The sequence below is a fragment of the Cellulomonas terrae genome, from assembly GCF_007990265.1.
GTDB lineage: Bacteria > Actinomycetota > Actinomycetes > Actinomycetales > Cellulomonadaceae > Cellulomonas > Cellulomonas terrae.
In genome coordinates, this window is sequence record NZ_BJWH01000005.1 from 26,935 (window position 1) to 42,073 (window position 15,139).

General features: G+C 71.3%; 11 protein-coding genes. 5 read left to right on the forward strand and 6 right to left on the reverse strand.

The window, feature by feature from the left end; all coding sequences use genetic code 11:
• The first annotated feature begins 8 nt into the window (after positions 1–8).
• Positions 9–689, forward strand: a complete 681-nt coding sequence (locus CTE05_RS06795; RefSeq protein ID WP_146845364.1) for a YoaK family protein — start codon at positions 9–11, stop codon at positions 687–689.
• 4 nt (positions 690–693) lie between these two features.
• Here CTE05_RS06795 and allB read toward each other — a convergent pair whose 3' ends face one another.
• Genes allB through CTE05_RS06810 form a run of 3 tightly spaced genes read right to left on the reverse strand, consistent with a single transcriptional unit; the run spans position 694 to position 4,350 of the window.
• Positions 694–2,010 (reverse strand): allantoinase AllB, encoded by a 1,317-nt coding sequence (gene allB, locus CTE05_RS06800; RefSeq protein ID WP_146845365.1) that lies wholly within the window; start codon positions 2,008–2,010, stop codon positions 694–696.
• Positions 2,011–2,015: 5 nt separating this feature from the next.
• On the reverse strand, positions 2,016–2,762 hold the full coding sequence (locus CTE05_RS06805; RefSeq protein ID WP_146845366.1) for an aspartate/glutamate racemase family protein: 747 nt from the start codon (positions 2,760–2,762) through the stop codon (positions 2,016–2,018).
• A gap of 1 nt (position 2,763) precedes the next feature.
• Positions 2,764–4,350 (reverse strand): NCS1 family nucleobase:cation symporter-1, encoded by a 1,587-nt coding sequence (locus CTE05_RS06810; protein ID WP_146845367.1) that lies wholly within the window; start codon positions 4,348–4,350, stop codon positions 2,764–2,766.
• A gap of 203 nt (positions 4,351–4,553) precedes the next feature.
• On the opposite strand from CTE05_RS06810, the gene CTE05_RS06815 reads away from it, so the two are divergent.
• Positions 4,554–5,174 carry a helix-turn-helix domain-containing protein gene (locus CTE05_RS06815; RefSeq protein WP_222595426.1) on the forward strand — a complete coding sequence of 207 codons (621 nt, stop codon included), beginning with the start codon at positions 4,554–4,556 and terminating at the stop codon, positions 5,172–5,174.
• 49 nt (positions 5,175–5,223) lie between these two features.
• Here the strand turns inward: CTE05_RS06815 and CTE05_RS06820 are convergent, their stop codons facing one another.
• Positions 5,224–6,177, reverse strand: a complete 954-nt coding sequence (locus CTE05_RS06820) for a ScyD/ScyE family protein (RefSeq protein ID WP_186814765.1) — start codon at positions 6,175–6,177, stop codon at positions 5,224–5,226.
• A gap of 293 nt (positions 6,178–6,470) precedes the next feature.
• On the opposite strand from CTE05_RS06820, the gene CTE05_RS06825 reads away from it, so the two are divergent.
• From CTE05_RS06825 to CTE05_RS06835, 3 genes are all read left to right on the forward strand, one after another.
• On the forward strand, positions 6,471–6,851 hold the full coding sequence (locus CTE05_RS06825; RefSeq protein WP_146845369.1) for a Rid family detoxifying hydrolase: 381 nt from the start codon (positions 6,471–6,473) through the stop codon (positions 6,849–6,851).
• Between the two features lie 154 nt (positions 6,852–7,005).
• Complete coding sequence (locus tag CTE05_RS06830; protein ID WP_146845370.1) at positions 7,006–9,585, forward strand: ATP-dependent Clp protease ATP-binding subunit; 2,580 nt, start codon at positions 7,006–7,008, stop codon at positions 9,583–9,585.
• A 139-nt stretch (positions 9,586–9,724) separates the two neighbouring features.
• Positions 9,725–11,128: a serine hydrolase domain-containing protein gene (locus CTE05_RS06835; protein ID WP_246123381.1), complete on the forward strand. Its 1,404-nt coding sequence runs from the start codon at positions 9,725–9,727 to the stop codon at positions 11,126–11,128.
• A gap of 49 nt (positions 11,129–11,177) precedes the next feature.
• Here the strand turns inward: CTE05_RS06835 and CTE05_RS06840 are convergent, their stop codons facing one another.
• Positions 11,178–12,392, reverse strand: a complete 1,215-nt coding sequence (locus CTE05_RS06840; protein WP_146845372.1) for an MIR domain-containing protein — start codon at positions 12,390–12,392, stop codon at positions 11,178–11,180.
• 139 nt (positions 12,393–12,531) lie between these two features.
• Positions 12,532–15,135 (reverse strand): discoidin domain-containing protein, encoded by a 2,604-nt coding sequence (locus CTE05_RS06845; protein WP_146845373.1) that lies wholly within the window; start codon positions 15,133–15,135, stop codon positions 12,532–12,534.
• Positions 15,136–15,139 lie beyond the last annotated feature (4 nt).

Here is a 15,139-nt window from a genome sequence, read left to right on the forward strand (position 1 = left end):
ACGCCGTGATGAGAACCTGGGACGACGCACGCCGACACCTGGTGCTCATGCTGGCACTGACGTTCACGACCGGCATCGTCGACGCCGTCGGCTTCCTCGGCCTCGACCGGGTGTTCACCGCGAACATGACCGGGAACGTGGTCATCCTCGGCATGGCGCTCGCGGGTGCCGACGACCTGCCGGTGCTCGGCCCGGCGCTCGCGCTGGTCGGCTTCCTGGCCGGCGCCGCACTCGGCGGACGCGTGCTGCGCACCGCCCCGGCCGGCTGGTCCGACCGCACGAGCGGCACGTTCGCGGCCACCGGCGTGCTCGCGGTCGGGCTCGGTGTCGGGGCGCTCGTCGCGCCCCCCGTCGAGGGCACGGTCTGGGCGCTCGTCGTCACCACGCTGCTGGCCGTCGCGATGGGGCTGCAGGCGGCGAGCGCGCGTCGGCTCGCGGTCAAGGACGTGACCACGGTCGTCGTGACGTCGACCCTCACAGGCCTGGCCGCCGACTCCCGGCTCGCCGGAGGGGCGGGCGACGGCTGGGCGCGACGCTCGCTCGCGGTCGCGCTGATCCTCGTCGGCGCCGCGGTGGGGGCGTTGCTGCTGCACGTCGGCGGCGAGCGCGGCGTGGGCGTCGGGATGCTCGTCGCGGGCGTGCTCGCGCTGGTGGCGGCGGTCGTCGGGCACGCGCACCGCGAGGCCTGACCGCTCACGCACGGGCGCGGCCCCGTCCGGGTGCCGTCACGGCCCCCTCGTGCACGACGGGCGTCCCGTGCAGCCAGACGGTCCGCACCCCTCCCGTCAGCGTGGCGCCGTCGTAGGGCGACACGGGGTTGCGGTGCTCCAGCGCGCGCACGTCGACCACGCGCTCCTCGTCGGGTGCGAACGCGACGAGGTGCGCGGGAGCGCCTTCCTGGAGCACGCCGAGCGCGTCGAGCCCCGCGACACGGGCGGGGCCCGTGGTGAACAGGGGGAGCAGGTCGTCCAGCGCGACCCCACGGCGCCGCGCCTCCGTCCACACCACGGACAGACCCAGCTGCAGTCCCGCGATGCCGCCCCAGGACAGGCCGAAGTCGGCGTTCTTCAGGTCGGGGGTCGACGGGGAGTGGTCGGAGACGATCGCGTCGATCGTCCCGTCGAGCACGCCCGCCCACAGCAGGTCCTGGTTGCCGGCACCGCGGATGGGCGGGCAGCACTTGAACTGCGTCGCCGCCGACGGCACGTCCTCGGCCCGCAGCGCGAGGTAGTGCGGGCACGTCTCGACCGTCAGCGGCAGGCCGTCCGCCTTCGCGGACCGGATCAGGTCGAGGGAACCGGCGTCGGACAGGTGCAGGACGTGCGCGCGGGCGCCGGTGCGACGCATCGCCTCGATCACGCGGGCGATCGCGTGGCGCTCGCTGACCGGCGGCCGGCTGGCCAGGAAGTCGGCGTACCGCGGCCCGAGGGCACCGTCCGCGTGCAGGTCGGCGGGGTCCTCCGCGTGCACGATCAGCACGCTGCCGAGCGTGGCCACCTCCGCGAGCGCCGCCTGGAGCTGCTCGGCGTCGAGGTGCCCGAACTCGTCGACGCCCGACGGGGTGAGGAACGCCTTGAACCCGCGGACGCCCGCCGCGTGCAGCGGCCCCAGGGATCCCAGGTTGTCCGGCACCGCCCCGCCCCAGAACGCCACGTCGACGCTCAGCTTGCCGGCGGCCGCGGCCCGCTTGGCGGCGAGCGCCTCGACGGTCGTGGTGGGCGGGAGGGAGTTGAGCGGCATGTCGACGATCGTCGTGACCCCACCGGCGGCCGCGGCGCGGGTGGCCGACGCGAACCCCTCCCACGCGGTGCGACCCGGCTCGTTGACGTGCACGTGGCTGTCGACGAGACCGGGCAGCAGCACCTCGTCGTCGGCGAGCTCGACGGCCGGGGTGTCGTCGGGGGAGCCGATCGACGTGATGCGTCCGGCGGTCACCGCCACCTGAGCGGGCCGCCAGGCGTCGCCCACCCAGGCGCGGCGGGCGCGCACGACGAGGTCAGGAGGCGTCATCTGCGTCAGGCTACGGCCACGGGCGCGTCCGCGCGGATCTCGAAACCCGCGAGGAGACCGGTCATCTGCTTGGCGGGCGGCGGTGCGTACTCCCCGGTCGCGGCGGGCCGGAGCCCCAGGGCGACCAGGGACTGGGCGAGCACCGTGCCCGCGGCGACGCCGTCGACCACGGGGACGCCGACCTCGTCGCCGACCACCGCGCACAGCTCGGCCATGCCCGCGCAGCCCAGGACGACCGCGTCGGCCCCGTCCTGCTGGACCGCGCGTCGGCACTCGTCGACGAGCCGGGCGCGGGCCCCGTCGATGGCGAGGACGGGGACCTCGCACGCGCGCACGGCGACGCACGCGTCCCGGAACCCGTACCGGTCGACCAGCTCGCGCGCCCGGCCGGTGGTGCGGCCCAGCGTGGTGACCACGGCGAACCGCCGGCCGACGAGGGACGCGGCGTGCATCGCGGCCTGGGCGATCCCGATCACCGGACCGCGCGCCAGCTCGCGTGCGGCGTCGACACCCGGGTCGCCGAAGCACGCGACCACGTAGGCGTCGACCCCCTCGGCCTCGCCGAGCGCGATCTGCTCGAGGAGGCCGGGGACGGCCAGCGCCTCCTCGTAGTGGCTCTCGATCGACGCGGGTCCCATGGTCGGCTGGACGGCGTCGACGAGGGTGCCCGGTGCCGCCACCACCCGGGCGGACCGACCGATGAGGTCGGTCATCGCCCGGGTGGTGTTGGGGTTGATGACGCGGAGGTGCACGCTAGACCTCTGCGCCGACGCCGGTGCGCTCGACCGCGGTGCCGTCCGAGACGTGCTCGTCGGACGCGTCCAGCACCGGGATCTGCGGGTTGCGCCGCTCCAGGAAGACGAAGATCCCGTAGCCGAGCCCGCAGCCGATGAACCAGCTGTAGCTCGCGATCCAGGTCACGTCGAACGCGCCCATGTCTGCGAACGCCTTGGGCAGCACCGCCGCAGCCACCGAGACGAGGCCCGCGACGAGCACGGTCGCGACGGCGTTGCGGTTGTAGCCGCCGGAGTACCAGTACCGGCCCTTCGTGGACATCGTGAACATGTCGTCGACGTGCACGCGCTGCTTGCCGACCACGTAGTAGCCGGCGATGAGGATGCCGAACAGCGGACCGATCAGCGCCCCCAGGACCCCCAGCGTGTAGTGGATGGCGGTGGCGTTCGAGTACCAGTTCCACGGCGTCAGCAGCACCGAGCCGACGGCCGCGATCATGCCGCCCATGCGCCAGCTGATCCGCTGCGGGGAGACGTTCGAGAAGTCGAACGCGGGCGAGATGAAGTTGGCGACGATGTTGATGCCGACGGTCGCGGTGACGAACGTCAGGCCGCCCAGCAGGATCGCGAACGGGGTGTCGATCTGCTGCACCGTGTGGATCGGGTCGGTGATGAGCTCGCCGAACACGGGGACCGTCGCCGACGCGCAGATGACGGTCAGCAGCGAGAAGAACAGGAAGTTGACCGGCAGCCCCAGGAAGTTGCCCTTCTTCACCGCGCTGAAGCTCTTGCCGTACCGCGCGAAGTCGCCGAAGTTCAGCATCGGCCCCGAGAAGTAGGACACGACCAGCGCGATCGCACCGAGCATCACGGGGATCGACGCCCAGAAGCCCATCGGCGGACCGGAGGAGAGGTTGAGGGAGATGTTGCTCCAGCCCGCCTCGGACACCAGGTAGATCGCGAGCATGATCATCACGACGTAGACCGCGGGACCGGCCCAGTCGATGAACTTGCGGATGGTCTCCATGCCCGTCCAGAACAGCGCCGCCTGCGCGACCCAGAGGATCGCGTAGGAGATCCAGCCGAGCGTCGACAGCCCGAGGAAGCCCGTCTCGAGCAGGGCCTCGGAGCCCGGGATGAACTTGAGGAAGATGATGTTGAGCGCCTCGGCCGCGAGGAACGTCTGCACCCCGTACCAGGCGACCGCGATGAGGCCGCGGATGATGGCCGGGATGTTGGCGCCGAGCACGCCGAACACCGCGCGGTTGATGACCGGGTACGGGACACCGGTCTTCTGGCTCGGCTTGGCGACGAGGTTGCAGAAGACCTGCACGATGACGATGCCGACGATGAGCGCGACAAGCACCTGCCAGCTGGCGATGCCGAGCGCGAACAGGGAGCCGGCCGTGACGTAGCCGCCGACGCTGTGCACGTCGGACATCCAGAACGCGAAGATGTTGTACGACGACCAGGTCTGCTTCTTCAGCGGTGCCAGGTCCTCGTTGGTGAGCCGGGGGTCGTAACCGGGCTCGACGGTGCCGGCGCCCGGGGGCAGGCCGGCGGCCTCGACGACGTCGTTCGGCAGCTCTGTGGTCTCGGGGTTCATGGGTGGTCCTCACGCGGGGAGAGTCGTGGTGGGGGTTCGTGCGAACCGGTCGCCGGCGTCCCGACGAGCTCTGTCCGTCTGTGTCCGTCATCCCGTACGGTGAAGCGATCGCTGAACGCCTGTGAATCTATGACTTCACAACCTGCTGTCGGTTTCCGGTTTGTGAACTTTGGGCTTCAGTCCTGAGTCGTGAGGAGACTGTCGTGACCGCGGTGGACGATGCCGGACGGCTTCTCGACGCGTTCGACGCCGAGCAGCTCGGCGCCCGCCTGCGCCAGCTGCGCGAGGAGCGCGGACTGACCCTGCGCGAGGTCGGCCGGCGCGTCGGCATCTCCACCAGCGCGGTCTCCCAGATCGAGCGCGGCGTGCTGCGCCCGTCGGTGAACCGGCTCTTCGCGCTCGTCACCGCGCTCGACGCGAGCCTCGTCGACGTCTTCGGCGGGCCGTCGGTCGTCGCGCCCCAGCCGGTCGCCGACGGCTACGTCGTGCGCCGAGCCGTCGAGGCCGACGTCGTCCGCCTCGCGGGCGGGGTCGTCTTCCGGCGCCTGTCGCCCGGACCGTCACGCGACGTCGACTTCTTCGAGTCCACGTACCCGCCCGGCTCCACCGGCGCCGAGCAGAACGAGCTCCTCACGCACGTCGGCTACGAGATCGGCACCGTGTCGCAGGGCGAGCTGACCATCGACTTCCCCGACGAGCGCGTCGTCCTCCGCGCCGGCGACACCGTCTCCTACGCGTGCGGGACCCCGCACCGGCTCAGCAACCAGACCGACGGCGTCACCGTCGCGACGTGGGTGATCGTGCACCCCGACCGGACGTCCTGAGCGTGCGTCGAGGGGCCGGGCGGCGTCGCCCGACCCCTCGACGGGACGGTCAGCGGTGGCCGTGCCGCTTGTCGAGGTCCACCGTCCAGACCTCGCCACCGAGCGTGACGACGTAGGCCGTGCCGCGGATGACCTGGAACGAGACCGGCTGGTTGAGCCCGTCGGCCAGGAGCTCGAGCGATCCGTGCCGGCCGACCTTCAGCAGCTGGCCGGTGTACGGCGACGCGGGCGAGCCCTCGTCCCCACCCGTCCAGACGCCCTGCGCGAGCGCGTACAGCCGGTGGTCCCGCCCGGCCTGGACGTCGATCATCAGCGGAGCGCCCGAGGCGACCTCGGTCGCGGAGTCCGACCACGGCCCGAACGAGACGATCTTGCCGTTCTCCGGCAGGTGGGGGACCGGCCCCGACTCCGTCATGTAGACCTTGCGCCCGTCGACGGCGATCCCGGTCGGGACGATGTTCCCGAAGGCGATGCGCACCGAGATCGAGCCGTCGAGACCCACCCGGTACACGCGGTTGTGGTGGCCGTCGGTGACCAGGAAACCGCCCTTGTACGGCACGAACGCGTACTGCACCCCCGTCTCGACGAAGAAGCTCGTGGCCGGCGGGTTGTCCTGGGCGAACGTGCCGAGGTCCGCGAGGAGCGTGACGGTGGTCGGCCCGTCCACCCGGTAGATGCCGTTGACGCCCGTGCCGCCGACCTCGGGGGTCACGAACGTGACCAGCACGTACGCCGTGCGGCCGACGAACGCCACGTCGGTGACGCCAGCCCCGTTGTTCGTCGGCAGACCGCTGACGAACGGTGTCACCGCGCCTGTGCGGGGGTCGATCCGGGAGACCGCCCCGGCGACCGGTTCGGTGACGTACAGGGCGCCGTCCGGGCCGACCGTGCTTCCCCAGCCACCGGACAGGCCGCTGACCAGGAGCCGAGGCTCCCCGCCGGGCGACGGACGGTGCGCGCTCGCGGTGGACGGCGCGAGCACCAGCAGCAGGACTGCGGACAACAGGACAAGAACTCGTCGGGGACCCATAGGACCCCTCCCCTCGACAACTTCCCGGAACTCGTGCGTGTCGGGGTTGCGGGGGCAGCGGCGACGTCGCCCCTGCGCGCCCGGGATGCTCCTTCGGTGCCCATCGAAACTAGACCTGGAGGCGGTCGGGAGAAATGACCCGAGGCAACCGCTCGACGCGGTCGGGCACCACCGGCCGCGGACAGGGGACCGGTCGACCCTAGGCTGGACGGGACGAGGCGCGTCGGGAGACTCGAGGCGGGCGCGCCCAGGACACGGGAGTCCGGATGACCAGACACAGCGTGCACACCGACGACGCCCCCGCCGCGCTGGGGCCGTACAGCCAGGCGATCGTCGCCGGCGGCTTCGTGTTCTGCTCCGGCACCGCCGGCATCGACCCGGCGACCGGAGAGGTCCCCGAGGGGATCGAGGCGCAGACCGAGCTCGCACTGCGCAGCATCGCCGCGACCCTCGAGGCTGCGGGCTCGTCGATGGACCACCTGGTCAAGACGACGATCTTCTACTCCGACGTCGCCGACTTCGCCGCGCTGAACGCGGTGTACGCCCGCCACATGCCGACGCCGCAGCCGGCGCGGTCGGCACCCGCCAACGTCATCCTCCCGCGCGGGCTGCTCGTCTCGATCGACGCGATCGCCACGCTCCCCTGACCGCGGGCGCGTGGGCGGCGGGGGGACGTCGTCACGCCTGCGGCGAACACGGGCAGTCGAGGCACCACCCCGCAGTTAGCATCGAACAACGCCGCCCCGTCGACCCCCGGTGCGCCAGCCAGGGGAGCCGGCACGCAGCTCGTGAGGAGTGCACATGTTCGAGAGATTCACGGACCGAGCCCGTCGCGTGGTCGTCCTTGCCCAAGAAGAGGCACGGATGCTCAACCACAACTACATCGGGACGGAGCACATCCTCCTGGGCCTCATCCACGAGGGTGAGGGTGTCGCAGCCAAGGCTCTGGAGTCGCTCGGCATCTCGCTCGAGGCCGTGCGCGCCCAGGTGCAGGAGATCATCGGCGAGGGCCAGCAGGCTCCGTCGGGTCACATCCCCTTCACCCCGCGCGCCAAGAAGGTCCTCGAGCTGTCGCTGCGCGAGGCGCTCCAGCTGGGGCACAACTACATCGGGACCGAGCACATCCTGCTCGGCCTCATCCGTGAGGGCGAGGGCGTCGCCGCCCAGGTCCTCAACAAGCTGGGCGCGGACCTGAACCGCGTGCGCCAGCAGGTCATCCAGCTCGTCTCCGGCTACCAGGGCAAGGAGCCCGTCGCCGCCGGCGGTCCGCAGGAGGGGCAGCCCTCGGGCTCGGCCGTCCTCGACCAGTTCGGCCGCAACCTCACGCAGGCTGCGCGCGACGGCAAGCTCGACCCGGTCATCGGGCGCGAGAAGGAGATCGAGCGGGTCATGCAGGTGCTGTCCCGCCGCACCAAGAACAACCCGGTCCTCATCGGGGAGCCCGGCGTCGGCAAGACGGCCGTCGTCGAGGGCCTCGCGCAGGACATCGTGCGCGGCGACGTGCCCGAGACGCTCAAGGACAAGCAGCTCTACACGCTGGACCTGGGCGCGCTCGTGGCGGGTTCGCGCTACCGCGGTGACTTCGAGGAGCGCCTGAAGAAGGTGCTCAAGGAGATCCGCACGCGCGGCGACATCATCCTGTTCATCGACGAGATCCACACGCTCGTCGGGGCCGGTGCCGCCGAGGGTGCCATCGACGCCGCGAGCATCCTCAAGCCGATGCTGGCGCGCGGCGAGCTGCAGACCATCGGTGCCACCACGCTCGACGAGTACCGCAAGTACGTCGAGAAGGACCCGGCCCTGGAGCGTCGCTTCCAGCCGATCCAGGTGGCCGAGCCCAACCTGCAGCACGCGATCGAGATCCTCAAGGGTCTGCGCGACCGGTACGAGGCGCACCACCGCGTGTCCATCACGGACGCCGCGCTGGTCGCCGCCGCCACGCTGGCGGACCGGTACGTCAACGACCGCTACCTGCCGGACAAGGCGATCGACCTGGTCGACGAGGCCGGCGCCCGCCTGCGCATCCGCCGCATGACGGCTCCGCCGGAGCTGCGCGAGCTCGACGAGCAGATCGCCGAGACGCGCCGCGACAAGGAGTCGGCGATCGACGAGCAGGACTTCGAGAAGGCGGCCCGTCTCCGCGACGCCGAGAAGCAGCTCGGTCTCAAGCGCGTGGAGAAGGAGAAGGCCTGGAAGTCCGGCGACCTCGACGCGGTCGCGGAGGTCGACGAGGAGCTCATCGCCGAGGTGCTGGCGATCGCCACCGGCATCCCGGTGTTCAAGCTCACCGAGGAGGAGTCCAGCCGCCTGCTCCACATGGAGGAGAACCTGCACAAGCGGGTCGTCGGCCAGGACGCCGCCATCAAGGCGCTCTCGCAGGCCATCCGTCGTACGCGTGCGGGCCTCAAGGACCCGAAGCGTCCCGGTGGGTCGTTCATCTTCGCCGGCCCCACGGGCGTCGGGAAGACCGAGCTGGCCAAGGCGCTCGCGGAGTTCCTGTTCGGTGACGAGGACGCGCTGATCCAGCTCGACATGTCCGAGTTCTCGGAGAAGCACACGGTCTCGCGGCTGTTCGGCTCGCCTCCCGGCTACGTCGGGTACGACGAGGGTGGCCAGCTCACGGAGAAGGTCCGTCGCAAGCCGTTCTCGGTGGTCCTCTTCGACGAGGTCGAGAAGGCGCACGCGGACATCTTCAACTCGCTGCTGCAGATCCTCGAGGACGGTCGCCTGACCGACTCGCAGGGCCGGGTGGTCGACTTCAAGAACACCGTCATCATCATGACCACGAACCTCGGCACCCGGGACATCGCCAAGGGCCTCATGACCGGCTTCCAGGCCGGCGGGGACCTGTCGACGTCGTACGAGCGCATGAAGTCGAAGGTCAACGACGAGCTCAAGCAGCACTTCCGGCCTGAGTTCCTCAACCGCGTCGACGACGTGGTCGTGTTCCCGCAGCTGTCCCAGCCGGAGATCTTCCAGATCGTCGACCTCATGGTCGCGAAGCTGGCCAAGCGTCTGCGGGACAAGGACATGGACATCGAGATCACGCCCGCGGCCAAGAAGCTGCTGTCGGAGAAGGGCTACGACCCGGTCCTGGGTGCTCGGCCGCTGCGCCGCGCGATCCAGCGGGACATCGAGGACGCACTGTCCGAGAAGATCCTGTTCGGCGAGCTCAAGGCCGGCCAGAAGGTGATCGTGGACGCCGAGGGCGAGGGTCTGCTCGGGGAGTTCCTGTTCCGCGGCGTCCCGCGTGGGGCGCACCCCGCGGAGCCGGTCGCCGTCGGTGCCTCGTACGGCACCCCCGGCTCGGGCACCGACCTGCCGGCCGCCGGCCCGACCATCAGCGACAGCGGGACGGGCACCCTGCCCCAGGTGGGCTGACCTCGCACCGCACGCACGACGAACGCCCCGGTCCACTGCGGACCGGGGCGTTCGTCGCGTCCGGACACCGGGACGGTGGCAGGGTGGGTGCATGCCTGGACAACGCCGTCTGCCCCGATCCGCACCCGAGGAGCAGGGGGTGGACCCGCAGGCACTCGTGCGGCTGGTCGACGCGCTCGTCGGCTGGCCCGAGCTCCACTCGCTGATGGTGGTGCGGCACGGGACGGTGGTCGCGGAGGGGTGGGCGGAGCCGTTCGCGCCGGACCGGCTGCACGAGCTCTTCTCGCTCAGTAAGAGCTTCACGTCGACGGCGGTCGGGTTCGCGGTCGCCGAGGGGCTGCTCGGTGTGGACGATCTCGTCCTGGACCACCTCGCGGACGAGGCGCCGGCCGAGCCGGGCGAGAACCTGCGGCGGATGCGGGTCCGGGACCTGCTGACCATGACGACCGGTCACGCGGACGACCCCACAGAGCGGGTGTTCCAGACCGGCGACTGGGTCAGGGCGTTCCTCGCGGAGCCGGTCGAGCACGAGCCCGGCACCTTCTTCGTCTACAACACGGCGGGCACCCACGTGCTCGCGGCGCTGGTGCAGAAGGTGACCGGGCAGCGCCTGATCGACTACCTGGGCCCACGGCTGCTCGAGCCGCTGGGCATCGAGGGGGCGACGTGGCAGCAGTCGCCGACCGGGGTGGACGTCGGCGGCAGCGGGTTGTCGGCGACCACGGAGGACGTCGCGGTGTTCGGCCAGCTCTACCTCCAGGACGGCGTCTGGGAGGGGCGGCAGGTGCTGCCCGAGGGCTGGGCCGCCGAGGCGACGAGGCTCCAGGTACCGAACGGTCCGAGCCCCGACGTGGACTGGGCGCAGGGGTACGGGTACCAGTTCTGGCGCGGACGCCACGGCAGCTACCGCGGGGACGGCGCGTTCGGACAGTACTGCGTGGTGCTGCCTGACCAGGACGTCGTCGTGGTGACGACGTCCGGGGTCGGCGAGATGCACGGTCAGCTCGCGCTCGTCTGGGAGCACCTGCTGCCCGGTCTGGCCGACGGGCCGCTGCCGGACGACCACGACGGCCGGCGGCTGCTGACGGAGCGGCTCGGCGGGATGCGCCTCGACCCGCCGCACGGGTCGCCGACGTCACGGACGGGGCACCGGCTGCGGGGGCGGACGATCACGTTCGAGCCGAACACGCTCGGGATCCGCAACGCCGTGCTGGAGACGGGCGACGGGCACGACCGGCTGACCGTCGACCACGAGGAGGAGACCGTCATCGTCTCCGTCGGGCACGCCGAGCCGGTGCTCACGCGGACGAGCCTGCGGCGCGGTACCCCGGAAGACGTGCTGGTCAGCGGCACGTGGACGTCGCCGGACTCCTACGTGCTGACCGCCCGGTTCGTCGAGGCGCCGTTCGTCCTGACGATGACCGCGACGGTGACCGGTGACGACGTGGTGGTCGACGGCGGGTTCAACGTCTCGTTCGGGCCGACGGAGGTTCCGCGGTTGACGGGCTCCCTGGTGCAGGACGAGGACGTCTGGGTCGGCTGACCTGGCAGGGAGGCGCTCGCGGGAGTTCGATCGGCCGTCTCGGCCTGGGTCAGCTGAGCTCCAGGACCGTCCACCAGTCGTTCACGTCGCGCTTGCGGTAGGCGGTGACCTCCTGCTGCCCTGCGGTCAGCCGTGCGTCGGAGGCGCGGTGGGAGTGCAGGGCGGCGTCCGTCGCGACGTGCACGAGCCGGACGCGGGCGCCTGCGGTCCACGGGCGGGCGTCCACGACCTCCACGCGCCAGTCCGCCGACGCGTCGGCGGTGTCCGAGGCGCTGACCTGCTGCTGCCGCGACAGCGGTGACTGCACCCCGGCGCTGCTGCGCAGCCACCCGCCCGTGGACACGTGCTGCAGCCGCACGACCGACCCGTCGCGCAGCCCGGTGCCGTCGGGCGTCCCGGCGGTCCCGACCAGCAGCCAGCGGTCGTTGTCGTCGGACCCGGCGAAGCACGTGACCTGCTGGAGGCCGTCGGAGCCGGGGTGGGTGTACGGGAGGTCGTGGGAGTGCAGCGTCAGCCCGGTCCACACGTGCGAGAGCTTGACGGTGTCACCGGTGGACACGGGGTCCTTGACGCCGGGCGCCTTCTTGGTGAGCACCCGGGGGCGTCGTGGCGTGTAGTCCTGCAGGAAGAACCCCCGCCACGAGTGGCCGTTGGACGCGGTCCAGTCGTGCTGGTCGGCCTCCGACGTGAGCGTCACCGGCTTGCGGGGCGTGTTGCTGTCGTAGATCAGCACGGTGGTCCGGCCCGTGGCGCGGTCCTGCTCGTAGCCGTACGCGACGACCTGGTGGTTGTCGCCGATGGAGGCCAGGTTGCGCGCGACGACCAGGCCGAGGACCACGGGCCGTCCTGCGTCGATGGACGCGATGAGCCGGGGGAGCTCCTCCTCCTTGGTCCAGCGCGTGACGCCCTTGAACACCCACGTCTCGTCGTCGGAGTGCATGGACCAGGTGACGAACTTCGCTGCGGAGCCGGTGAAGAACGAGTCCCGCAGGCGCTGCGTGAACAGCTGCGCGAGCCAGTGGCTGTCGGGCGGGACACGGCTGGGCGCCCACAGGTCGGAGCGCCACGCAGGCACCGGCTGACCAGCGAGGAAGTAGTCGAGCGCCGCGTACGCCATGCCGCCGCACCGGCCCGCCGTCGTGATCTTGGCGCCGTTGGGCAGCGTGAGCACCTCGTTGACGAACGCGTTCGGGAACGCGAAGCCGTGGGTGGCGGGGTCGAACGCGACCGCCCGTCCGGTGAGGACCTGCTCCGGCATCGCCATCCCTCTCGTCCCTGCGAGCCGCACGCCCGCGCGCGGCACCCTCTTGTCGAGGGTGACACGAAGGAGTCGGGAGGGGCGGGTGAGATACACCGACGGCCCCGGTCGTGCGACCGGGGCCGTCTGTGCGTCCTGCGCGAGGTCAGCCGCCGTAGCTGGCCAGGTACGCCGGGATGGTGGCGGTGCCCTGGGCCACCCCACCGGCGTCGTTGATGACGTGCGCGATCACCCCGTTGCCACCGAGCGACACCGTGAGGATGTTGTGGAACCTCACGCCCGGCTTGACCGGCACCTGGAACCCGCTGTCGACGACGATGCTCGGGTCGACGTTGAAGAAGCTGTACACGCCGCCGCCCCACAGCTCGTGGGTGGTCACGGCGTCGGCCACCCGGTAGCCCGCGTAGCCGCGGCGGGTGCCGTTCTGCCACGCGGCCTGGTTCGGCACGTCGTACGGGAGCTCGTTCTGGTAGAAGATCGTCCGCCCGCGGTCGCCGTTCCAGAGGGTGTTCTCCTTCTGGTAGTGCTCGACGAACAGGCCCAGCCCGAGCACGTCGTTGCCGTTGACGACCAGCCCGTACGCGGACGGGTTCTCGGTCCAGCCCACCCCGGCGCCGTGGTCGCCGCGCCACGACCAGATGTGGTCGATGATCGTGTCGTCGGAGTTCACGACGATGGCCGACGTCACCTTGCCGGGGATCCGGCCGCCGACGCGGACGAACACGTCGTGCAGCGAGACCGGGTTGGCGGCGCGGTCGGTGTGGTTGCCGGCCGACCCGACCTCGAGCATCGCCGGGGAGTTGACGACGCCCGCGTCGAACAGGACGCCCGCGATGCGGACGCCGTTGACGTCGCCGACCCTCATCGCCGTCTGGCCGGCCGTCGGGACGATCGTCGCGTAGCCGAGGCCGAGCACCACGGTGTCCGGACGGTTGACGTCGATCGTCTTGTCGAGCGTGTAGATCCCCGGGGTGAGCAGCAGGTGCAGGCCCTGCGCCAGCGCGGCGTTGATGCGGTCCGCGCTGTCACCGGGCTTGGCGACGTAGAACTGGGTCAGCGGGATCGACGTGCCCGGGGTGTTCGGCCACGAGACGCCACGGGCGTTGGTGCGCGTCGACGGCACGAACACCGCGTAGCTGGAGCCGTCGAGGTACAGGTACGGCTTCTCCCGGCTGATCGGCGTGGTGTCGAGCACCGTGTGCGACGGGTTCGGGAAGCTCGGCGCCGGGGAGCCGGTCACGCCGGAGAACACCATGTTCCAGACCGAGCCCTCCCAGCGGCCCAGCGCCGACTCGCGGGTGTACCACTGCTGCTGCGACGCCGACTTCATCGCGCCGTCGACCTTGGAGTCGGCCGTGAAGCCGCCCGAGGCCCAGCCGTACGAGGACGGGAACACCGCGAGGTCACCCGCGACGTGGATGCGCCGCATCGGTGCCGCCTGCGAGACGGCCCAGCGGTTCTCCCCGGTGAACGGCGTGATCTTCAGGTTCTCCATCGAGCGCCAGAAGTTCTGCGTCGCGTTGCCGCCGAACCACTGGGCGTCGGCCCACACGCCGCCGGTGATGTTGACGTCGTCGGGGTTGCGGCCGAGGCCGTTGATCGACGTGTTGAAGCCGATGTGCGCCTGGACGTCGTAGGTGCCGGGGGCGAAGAGGAACTGGTCGCGACGGGTGCCGAACTGCGCCTCCTCCTGGGCCGTGAACGTCTCGTCGAGCTTCGCCTGGATCGCGGCCTGGCCGGTGCTCGGCGTGAACACGTGGACGTTCGGGCCGAGGTCGCCACCGCCCGGGATCGGGTCCGTCGGGGTGGTCGTCGTGCCGGTGCTGATCTGGACCTCCCAGAGCGAGTAGCCGTAACCGGTGCCGCGGGCCGTCAGGTCGAGCCGGACGTAGCGCGCAGTCGCCGCGACGTCGAGCGTCTGCACCCCGCCGGTGCCGTTGGTGACCGTAGCCGCCGTCGCCCACGTGGTGCCGTTCGTCGACGTCTGGACGCGGAACGCCTTGCCGTACGCGCCCTCCCACCGCAGCGTGACCTTGCAGACGCTCTGCGACGAGCCGAGGTCGACCTGCCACCACTGCGCGTCCGCGAACGTGCTGGACCAGCGGGTGCCGAGGTTGCCGTCGACCGCCGCGCTCGCGGGCGTGCCGCCGTTCTCGGTCGTGGACGCCGTGGCCGTCTTGCCCTGGGCGACGTTGGCGGTGCCGCAGGTGCCCGGCGTCGGGGTGGGCGTGGGCGTCGGCGTGATCCCGCCGACCTCGCCGAACACCTGGAACTCCCACAGCGAGTAGCCGTAGCCGGTGCCGCGGGCCGTCAGGTTGAGCCGCACGTACCGGGCGCTGCCGGTGACGTTCAGGTTCTGCGTGCCGCCGGTGCCGTTGGTGACCGTGGCGGCCGTGGACCAGGACGTGCCGGTGGTGGACGTCTGGACGGTGAACGCCCTGGCGTACGCGGCCTCCCACACGAGAGTCACGTGGTCGAGCGTGGCGGTCTGGCCCAGGTCGACCTGGATCGTCTGCGGGTCGGCCGCGAGGCTGGCCCAGCGCGTGCCGGCGTTGCCGTCGACGGCGTTGCGGGCGGGGGTGTAGTCGGCGTTCTCCGTCGACGACGCCGTGACGGTCTTTCCTTGGGAGAGGTTGACGGGGGCGGCGTTCGCGGCCGAGGCGGCGGTGATCGCGCCGACGGCGACGACACCGGCCGCCAGGACCGCGGCGACCCAGGCTCGCGCCCGGGAGTGGACATGGGTGTGCATGAAA

Coding starts and splice junctions, on each gene's coding strand:
- CTE05_RS06795 (WP_146845364.1), top strand. CDS start 9: ATGAGAACCTGGGACGACGCACGCCGACACCTGGTGCTCATGCTGGCA.
- allB (WP_146845365.1), bottom strand. CDS start 2,010: ATGACGCCTCCTGACCTCGTCGTGCGCGCCCGCCGCGCCTGGGTGGGC.
- CTE05_RS06810 (WP_146845367.1), bottom strand. CDS start 4,350: ATGAACCCCGAGACCACAGAGCTGCCGAACGACGTCGTCGAGGCCGCC.
- CTE05_RS06825 (WP_146845369.1), top strand. CDS start 6,471: ATGACCAGACACAGCGTGCACACCGACGACGCCCCCGCCGCGCTGGGG.
- CTE05_RS06830 (WP_146845370.1), top strand. CDS start 7,006: ATGTTCGAGAGATTCACGGACCGAGCCCGTCGCGTGGTCGTCCTTGCC.
- CTE05_RS06840 (WP_146845372.1), bottom strand. CDS start 12,392: ATGGCGATGCCGGAGCAGGTCCTCACCGGACGGGCGGTCGCGTTCGAC.
- CTE05_RS06845 (WP_146845373.1), bottom strand. CDS start 15,135: ATGCACACCCATGTCCACTCCCGGGCGCGAGCCTGGGTCGCCGCGGTC.